The organism is Streptomyces sp. ISL-66, from assembly GCF_018614135.1.
Classification (GTDB): domain Bacteria; phylum Actinomycetota; class Actinomycetes; order Streptomycetales; family Streptomycetaceae; genus Streptomyces.
On the sequence record NZ_JAGGOW010000193.1, the window covers coordinates 1 to 7,261 of the forward strand.

Below are 7,261 nucleotides of genomic sequence, written 5' to 3' on the forward strand. Positions count from 1 at the left end.
AGGCGGCGGCGCGCTCGTCGAAGTAACCGGGGGCCTTGAGGGACCGGCAGGCGCTGCCGTCGCCCATGACGAGCAGCGCGACCCGGGCGGCGCGCGAGGCGAGCTCCCGGCCGGTCTCCAGGCACCGCGCGGTGTCCAGCGGCTCGGCGACCCCGAGCCCCTCCACGGGCGCGGCGCCCCAGCCGGCGCGGCCGAGCAGCCAGGCGCCGAGGGCGAGCGTGGTGGGCAGGCGGCGCGGACTCTCCTCGCCGTCACCCAGCCGTACGTCGGCCTCGGCCCCGGCCCCGAATCCGCGGAAGGTGCCGCGGGCGCCCTGGGGGTAGGAGCCGTGCTGGTCCTGGTCGCAGGCTCCGACGACCACGAGGAGATCGGGCCGGGAGGCGGCGAGCACGGACAGCGCGTCGGAACACGCGGTGCGGGCATCGGCGAGTTCGGCGGCGGCCCCCGCGGCGAGCTCGGGCACGAGCATCGGCGGGGCGGGGCAGATGGCGGCGGCTACGAGCATGATCCGCAGCGTAGCCGCCGCGTCAAAGGGCCGCGCTAGGAACCCGCGGGCACGGCGCAGCCCGACGTCGTCGCCGGGAGCGGGGCCGGGACCCCCAGGGTCGGGATCCCGAGGAGGACGCCCTTCGGCTGCGCCGGAGCCGCGTTGCGCTTCTCCCAGGCGTCGCCCGCGCGAGTGCGGCGTACCGCTCCGGTCGGGCCCTCGGCGAGCAGGTGGTGCGGGGCCGCGTAGGTGATCTCCACGGTCACCACGTCACCCGGCCGGACCTCCTGCGCCGGCTTGGTGAAGTGCACGAGACGGTTGTCGGGGGCCCGCCCGGACAGCCGGTGCGTGGCGCCGTCCTTGCGGCCCTCGCCCTCCGCGACCATGACCTCCAGCGTGCGGCCGACCTGCTTCTTGTTCTCGCTCCAGGAGATCTCCTCCTGGAGGGCGACCAGGCGCATGTACCGCTCCTGGACGACCTCCTTGGGGATCTGCCCCTCCATGTCCGCGGCCGGGGTGCCGGGGCGCTTGGAGTACTGGAAGGTGAACGCGTTCGCGAAACGGGCCTCGCGCACCGCGTGCATCGTCTGCTGGAAGTCCTCCTCGGTCTCGCCGGGGAAGCCCACGATGATGTCGGTGGAGATGGCCGCGTGCGGGATGGCGGCGCGGACCTTCTCGATGATGCCGAGGAAGCGCTCCTGGCGGTACGAGCGGCGCATCGCCTTCAGGATCGTGTCCGATCCGGACTGCATCGGCATGTGGAGCTGCGGCATGACGTTCGGGGTCTGCGCCATCGCCGCGATCACGTCGTCCGTGAAGTCGCGCGGGTGCGGGGAGGTGAAGCGGACCCGCTCCAGGCCCTCGATGGCTCCGCACGCGCGCAGCAGCTTGCTGAACGCCTCGCGGTCGCCGAGGTCGGAGCCGTAGGCGTTGACGTTCTGGCCGAGCAGGGTGATCTCGCAGACGCCCTCGGCGACCAGGGCCTCGACCTCGGCGAGGATGTCGCCGGGCCGGCGGTCCTCCTCCTTGCCGCGCAGCGCCGGGACGATGCAGAAGGTGCAGGTGTTGTTGCAGCCGACGGAGATCGAGACCCAGGCGGCGTACGCGGACTCGCGCCGGGTCGGCAGCGTGGAGGGGAAGGCCTCCAGCGACTCGGCGATCTCGACCTGCGCCTCTTCCTGGATGCGGGCGCGCTCCAGCAGGACCGGCAGCTTGCCGATGTTGTGCGTGCCGAAGACCACGTCGACCCAGGGGGCGCGGGCCACGATCGTGTCCCGGTCCTTCTGCGCGAGGCAGCCGCCGACGGCGATCTGCATGCCGGGGCGCTTGGTCTTCATGGGGGCGAGCCGGCCGAGGTTGCCGTAGAGCTTGTTGTCGGCGTTCTCGCGGACGGCGCAGGTGTTGAAGACGACGACGTCGGCGTCGCCGTCGGACCCCTCGGGGGCGCGGACGTATCCGGCGTCCTCCAGCAGACCGGACAGCCGCTCGGAGTCGTGCACGTTCATCTGGCACCCGTAGGTGCGTACCTCGTAAGTACCCTTACCGTCCACTGCCGGGCTCCGGTCGCTGCTGCTGGTCATACGACAAGGGTAGGCGCTACCCGCGGGCCCTCCGTTCCCGCCCGCCGCCGGGCCGGGAGGGCGGGCCGTGACAGGAGGGCGGGGCGGTGGCAGGATCGCCCGCATGCCTCTCGTACCGCCCCGGATCAGCAGGCGCCGTGCCCTGCGGGCCCTGGTGGCCGTACTGGCCGTGCTCTGCGCCCTCGTCTGGTGGCTGCGGCCCTTCGGGGAGCCGGAGCTCAAGGGCGATCTCACCTTCAGCACCGGCGTCCAGAACGGGGTCTACCACCGCTACGGACAGCTGCTGGAGCAGGCGCTCGCCAAGGACATGCCCGAGGTGCGCGTGCGGCTGGAGACCAGCGAGGGCTCGCAGCAGAACCTGCGGCGGGTGGCCGCCGGCGAGGCGGACTTCACAGTGGCGACGGCGGACGCGGTGGCCAAGTACCGCGTCGACCGGAGGCCCGGCGCGGAGCGGCTGCGCGGCTGCGCCCGGCTCTACGACGACTACGTGCAGCTGGTGGTGCCCGCCGGTTCGCCGGTCCAGTCGGCCCGGGACCTGCGCGGCAAGCGGGTCGCGATCGGCCAGAACGGTTCGGGGGTGCGGCTGATCTCGGAGCGGCTGCTCACGGCCGCGGGCCTGGACCCGGTCCGCGACATCACCCCGGTCGCCGTAGGCATCGACACGATGCCGGCCGAACTGGAGGCGGGCCGGATCGACGCGTTCTTCTGGTCGGGCGGACTGCCGACCAATGCCGTGCGCGAGCTGTCGGAGCGGTTCGAGATCCGGCTCGTGCAGCTCGGGGACCTGGTGGAGGCGCTCCAGGCCAGCGGCAGTCCGGCCCGCTATTACCGCGCCGCGGTGATGCCGCAGGACGCGTACGCGCGGGCCCGCAACACCTCGGCGGTGGCCACCGTGGCGGTGCCGAACCTGCTGGTGACGCGGGACGACACGGGCGCCGAGCTGACGGAGCAGTTCACGCGTACCGTGATCCTCAGCCGGGACGACATCGGGCACCAGGTGCACGCGGCGCAGCTGGTGGACCTGCGGACGGCGATCTACACGGATCCGCTGGCCCTGCACGAGGGCGCGGCCCGGTACTACCGCTCGGTCAAGCCGTAGCGGCGCCCGGCCGGGGTCCGGGGCCACGGCTCCAGCCTTGGGCCGTGCTCACGACGGCAGCAGCATCGTCGCCGCGGCGGCCGCGCCGATCAGGCCCGCGTGCGTGCCCAGGGTCGCCGGGACCACCTGGAGGTCCCGCACGAACGACAGGGTCGCGTACGAGGCCAGGTGCGCCCGGACCGGTCCGAAAAGGGTGTCTCCGCAGGCGGCCACCCCGCCGCCGATGACGGCGATGTCGGTCTCGACGAGGGTGGCGGTCGCCGCGATGGCCGCGGCCAGGGCGCGGCCCGCACGGTCGAAGGCGGCCAGCGCGACCGGGTCGCCGGCCTCCGCGGCCGCGGCCACGCCCGCCGCGGTGGAGTCCCCGGCCGGGGTCCAGCCCTGCGCCAGCGCCCAGCGGGCGATCGCGGTGCCGGAGGCGATGGATTCGACGCAGCCGCGGCCGCCGCACGCGCACGGTTCCCCGTCGAAGGCGACGCTGATGTGGCCGATGTGGCCCGCGTTTCCGGTGGGGCCGGGGTGGAGCTGGTTGTTCAGGACGAGGCCGCCGCCGACCCCGGTGGAGACGACCATGCAGAGCGCGTTGGCGTGGCCCCGGGCCGCGCCCAGCCAGTGCTCGGCCGCCGTCATCGCCACGCCGTCGCCCGCCAGCACCGTGGGGATCCGTACCCCGTGCTCCGCGAGCTCCGCCTCCACCCGGGCCTGGACGGGGAAGCCCCGCCAGGCCGTGATGTTCACCGGGCTGACCGTGCCGCGCGCGGAGTCCACCGGACCCGCGCTGCCGATCCCGCAGCGGACCGCCGAGGGCCAGAGCGGGGACCGCGCGAGCTCGGCCACCACCTCCGCGACGGCGGCGAAGACGGTGTCCGCGTCCGTGCCGCGCGGGGTCGGGCGCCGGGTGGTGGCCGTCATCGTGCCGTCGCCGTCCACCAGCGCGCCGGCGATCTTCGTGCCGCCGATGTCGATCGCGACCGTCAGGCCGGATTCGCCCCCCGCGCCGGCGCGAAGGCCCGGAAACGCGGAGGTCGGTGCGGGGGTGGGAGGGGGAGGGGTCACGGGGGCACTCCAGGAAGGGGGTCCGGAATTCAGTATGCGGCCGGCGCCGGCGCCGTACTCTCGCGGGGCTCCAGCCTGGGCCGCTCGCTCTCGCGGGACCTCGGCGGGCTCCCCGCCAGGACGGCGAGGAGTTCCTCGGCGACGAGCCGCCCGAAGCCCGCGGTGTCCCGGACGAGGGCGGTGAGCCGCGGGTGGGTGACCCGGCAGAGCGCGGAGTCGTCCCAGGCCACGAGGGAGAGCCGGCCCGGCACGGGGATGCCCAGCTCGGCGGCGACGGCGGCGCCGGCCACCGCCATCACGTCGTTGTCGTAGACGATCGCGGTCGGCGGCTCCGGCTCGGCCAGGATCCGCCGGGTGGCCGCCGCGCCCTCGGCGTCGGAGTAGTCGGTGGGGACCGAGCGCACTTGGCCGGGGCCGAGCCCGAGCCGCTCCGCCTCGGCGCGCAGGGAGCGGATCCGGCGCTCGGTGTGGGCGAGCTCGGGCAGTCCGGCGACGTGGACGATCCGGCGGTGGCCGAGCCCGTACAGATGGTCGAGCACCTGGGCCATGGCGCCCGCGTCGTCCGCCCGGACGGCGGACAGGGCGCAGGGCGGGCTGGTCTCCCCCACCGTGACGGCGGGCAGGGCGAGCTCTTCGAGGAGGTCCGGGCGCGGGTCGTCGGACCGCGGGTCCACGACGATGACCCCGTCCACGCGCCGTTCGGCCCACCAGCGGCGGTAGACGGCGCATTCCGCGTCGAGGTCCGGTGCGACCTGGAAGAGCAGGGCGATGCGGCCGGCTGCCAGGACTTCCTGGATGCCGGAGACCAGTTGGAGGAAGAAGGACTCCACGCCGAGGGTGTGCGCGGGCCGGGCGAGGACGAGGCCGACGACTCCGGACTGTTCGCCCGAGAGGGCGCGGGCGGCGCTGTTGGGCTGCCAGCCGAGCTCCTCGGCGACCCGGCGGATCCGGGCGCGGGTGTTCTGGGAGACTCCCGGCCGGTTGTTGAGCGCGAAGGAGACGGCGCTCTCGGACACCCCCGCCTGGCGGGCGATGTCCTTGATGGTGGGTCTGCGGGCCATGGCCTGTCTCATCCCTCGCTGACGTGGACGGCAATGGCCGGACCGTACGCGATCCAGCCCTGGCAGACCGCCTCGACCGCCATCCAGTACACCTCCGGAGGGGTGCCGAGCGGCGGCCGCACCTCGAAGAGGGCCTCGGCCTCGGCGTCGGCCCGGGCGTCGGCCTCGCGTAATTCCGCTGTCCATTTCCGCACGGTTCCCTTGCGTGGCAACACCCCTCAACAATAGCTAAACCGCATTAGTGCTCTCAGCATCAGATGACCGGATCCCGTCTGTCAACGGCACTGAAGCGCATAAGTATCCGTACCCGCGAGGCCGGTGCCTTCATCCCGTCGGGTCCGGACTCCCGGAAATACGGGCCCTGTTGACTTCGCCCCGTGCACGCGGCAGGTTATGCGCATCCCGCGAATTCCCCCTGAACTCCAGGACCCCGCATGCACGACGGCACCGCCGCCTCCGCACCCTCCCGCGGCCTGCGTTTCGGCGCGAACTACACGCCGACGCGCGGCTGGTTCCACCACTGGCTCGACTTCGACCTCGACGAGGTCCGGGCCGATCTCGACTCGATCGCGGGCCTCGGCCTGGACCACGTACGGGTCTTCCCGCTGTGGCCCCTCTTCCAGCCGAACCGGACCCTGATCCGGCCGCGCGCCGTCGAGCAGCTCGTCGCGCTCGCCGACGCGGCCGCCGCGCGCGGGCTCGACGTGAACGTGGACGGGCTCCAGGGACACCTCTCCAGCTTCGACTTCCTGCCCGCCTGGACCGGGACCTGGCACCGCCGGAACATCTTCAGCGATCCGCAGGTGGTCGCCGGTCAGGAGGAGTACCTGCGCACGCTCGCCGCCGCCCTCGCGGACCGGCCGAACTTCCTCGGCATGACGGTCGGCAACGAGATCAACCAGTTCTCCGACGCCCCGCACCCTTCCCCCGACCGGATCACGCGGGAGCAGGCCGGACGCTGGCTGGAGCGGATGCTCGCCGCCTGCGAGGAGGGCGCTCCGGGCCGCCTGCACCTGCACGCCGAGTACGACGCCGCCTGGTACCAGGACGGGCACCCCTTCACCGCGGCCCAGGCGGCCCGCCTCGGCGGCGCCACCGCCGTGCACTCGTGGGTGTTCAACGGCACCGCCCAGCGCCACGGCCGCACCGGTACGGCCACCGAGCACCACGCCGCGTACCTGATCGAACTCTCCAAGGCCTGGGCCCGCGATCCGCACCGGCCGGTCTGGCTGCAGGAAGTGGGCGCGCCCGCGCCGCTGATCGGGCCCGCGCACGCGGCCTCCTTCACCGAGGCGACCGTGGCGAACGCCCTGGACTGCCCGGACCTCTGGGGCGTGACCTGGTGGTGCTCGCACGACGTGTCCCGGGAACTCGCGGACTTCCCGGAGCTGGAGTACGGCCTCGGTCTGCTCACCAACGACCGCCGTACGAAGCCCGCCGGCGAGGTGATCGCCCGGATCACCGCCGAGTGGCGGGGCCGCGAGCACCGGCCGGCGGTGCGCTCCACCGCGCTGACCGTGGACGTCGGCGGGGCCGAGGCCGCGCCGAACCGCTCGGTGTGCGCGCCCGGCGGGGCCTTCTTCGAGGCCTGGGCGGAGCTCACGGCGCGCGGGGTCCGCCCGGCGGTGGTCCTGGCCGAGCTCGCCGAGGACGCGGAGCACCTGGCCGCGCGCGGCATCACGGAGGTACTGCACGTGTCCGACGTTCCCATCCGGGCCTGACCGGCCCCTACGGAGGATCCCTGATGTCCGAGATCGACAACGGCGTCGACCCTCGCACCACTCCGGCCGACCGCGCCGACCGAGCCGGTGGCGCCGACCGAGCCCGCCGAGCCGGTGGCACCGACCGCACCGACCGCACCGAGCACCTCGCCCGAAGCGACCGCGCCCCGTCGGGCGGCGCGACGCAGGGCCCAGTACGGCCGACCCGGCGCGGGATGCTCCGCGCCGGGGCCGGCGCGAGCGCCGCCGCGCTGCTC

General features: G+C 74.0%; 7 protein-coding genes and 1 pseudogene. 3 read left to right on the forward strand and 5 right to left on the reverse strand.

What is annotated here, in order from left to right:
* Positions 1 to 505, reverse strand: a 505-nt coding sequence (locus J7E97_RS31925; RefSeq protein ID WP_215034530.1) for a hypothetical protein, incomplete at its 3' end; no start/stop codon positions are given.
* Between the two features lie 35 nt (positions 506 to 540).
* Positions 541 to 2,067, reverse strand: coding sequence for a tRNA (N6-isopentenyl adenosine(37)-C2)-methylthiotransferase MiaB (miaB, locus tag J7E97_RS31930; protein WP_215034532.1), 1,527 nt, complete (start codon positions 2,065 to 2,067; stop codon positions 541 to 543).
* A gap of 103 nt (positions 2,068 to 2,170) precedes the next feature.
* On the opposite strand from miaB, the gene J7E97_RS31935 reads away from it, so the two are divergent.
* Positions 2,171 to 3,166: a TAXI family TRAP transporter solute-binding subunit gene (locus J7E97_RS31935; protein ID WP_215034534.1), complete on the forward strand. Its 996-nt coding sequence runs from the start codon at positions 2,171 to 2,173 to the stop codon at positions 3,164 to 3,166.
* A gap of 48 nt (positions 3,167 to 3,214) precedes the next feature.
* On the opposite strand, the gene J7E97_RS31940 is transcribed toward J7E97_RS31935, so the two are convergent.
* The 3 genes from J7E97_RS31940 to J7E97_RS31950 form a co-directional block, all read right to left on the reverse strand.
* Positions 3,215 to 4,144 (reverse strand): ROK family protein, encoded by a 930-nt coding sequence (locus tag J7E97_RS31940; protein ID WP_215034542.1) that lies wholly within the window; start codon positions 4,142 to 4,144, stop codon positions 3,215 to 3,217.
* Between the two features lie 107 nt (positions 4,145 to 4,251).
* The gene (locus tag J7E97_RS31945) at positions 4,252 to 5,283 is read right to left on the reverse strand and encodes a LacI family DNA-binding transcriptional regulator (RefSeq protein WP_215034536.1); all 1,032 of its coding nucleotides are present in this window, start codon (positions 5,281 to 5,283) and stop codon (positions 4,252 to 4,254) included.
* A gap of 8 nt (positions 5,284 to 5,291) precedes the next feature.
* Entirely contained in the window at positions 5,292 to 5,477 is a 186-nt protein-coding gene (locus tag J7E97_RS31950; RefSeq protein WP_215034538.1) for a hypothetical protein, read from the reverse strand.
* A gap of 240 nt (positions 5,478 to 5,717) precedes the next feature.
* On the opposite strand from J7E97_RS31950, the gene J7E97_RS31955 reads away from it, so the two are divergent.
* A complete protein-coding gene (locus J7E97_RS31955; RefSeq protein WP_215034540.1) occupies positions 5,718 to 7,004 on the forward strand; it encodes a glycosyl hydrolase in 1,287 nt (428 codons plus the stop codon).
* A gap of 23 nt (positions 7,005 to 7,027) precedes the next feature.
* Positions 7,028 to 7,261 (forward strand): annotated as a pseudogene (locus J7E97_RS31960) (hypothetical protein); the annotation flags it as partial.